At 51.5% G+C, this 798-nt stretch carries 2 protein-coding genes; one reads left to right on the top strand and one right to left on the bottom strand.

The window, feature by feature from the left end; genetic code table 11:
* A partial coding sequence (locus JNK74_28505) for a GH3 auxin-responsive promoter family protein (protein ID MBL7650130.1) occupies positions 1-361 on the top strand: 361 nt, incomplete at its 5' end.
* A 58-nt stretch (positions 362-419) separates the two neighbouring features.
* On the opposite strand, the gene JNK74_28500 is transcribed toward JNK74_28505, so the two are convergent.
* Positions 420-798, bottom strand: a 379-nt coding sequence (locus JNK74_28500; protein MBL7650129.1) for a PDZ domain-containing protein, incomplete at its 5' end; no start/stop codon positions are given.

The raw sequence follows: 798 nt of genomic DNA, 5'->3' as shown, positions 1-798 counted from the left end.
AGCCCTGCTTCAAGTAGCCAACCAACAAGGTATCCGAATCGTCGAATTTACGGTGGCCCCCCAGGTCAATCCCCCCGAAGGAGGAAAACCCTACCACGAATGGTTTGTGGAGTTTGACAATCTCCCCCCCGATATCTCCGCCCTGGAAGCAAGCGTCGATACCAATATGATGCTGCAAAATATCTACTACAAGGACCTCGTCGAAGGAAATATCCTCCGCCCATTGGTGATTCGCCCATTGAAAAGGGATGCCTTCCGCGATTATATGAAAACTCAAGGCAAACTCGGCGGCCAAAACAAAGTACCCCGCCTCTCTAACGACCGAATTATCGCAGAAGCCCTAACCCCCTACCGCTTGTAAGAAAACCCCATTCCTAATCGCAAATCGTAATTCGTAATTCGTAATTCGTAATTCGTAATTACCTCCTAAACGTCGACGCCGTGCGGTCAAGGCCTTTTAATTCGAGGTTCTCCTTGGTGATTTTTTTGCCGTCGCGAATATACTCCAGGCTGATACGGTCGCCAGGGCGATACAGGGCGATCTGCTCCTGAAGCTCAGGTACCGAACCCGTACGCACGCTGTTAATACTGATGATCACATCGCCGGCCTTTAATCCCGCTTGTTGTGCGCTGCTGCCCGCTGTGACATCGCTGATAAATACGCCGGTAGGGGAGGGGAGTCTCATTTCCCGGGCCATGGCGTCGGTGACGTCATCAATTCGCACGCCCAGAATGGCTCGTTTTACGCTGCCGAATTCCCGAAGATCTGCAAATACTTTTCGAACCAGATTGGAGGGA

This window comes from Candidatus Hydrogenedentota bacterium (assembly GCA_016791475.1).
GTDB lineage: Bacteria > Hydrogenedentota > Hydrogenedentia > Hydrogenedentales > JAEUWI01 > JAEUWI01.
Note: the sequence above shows the minus strand (reverse complement) of the source record. Positions and strands in the feature narration are given on the sequence as shown.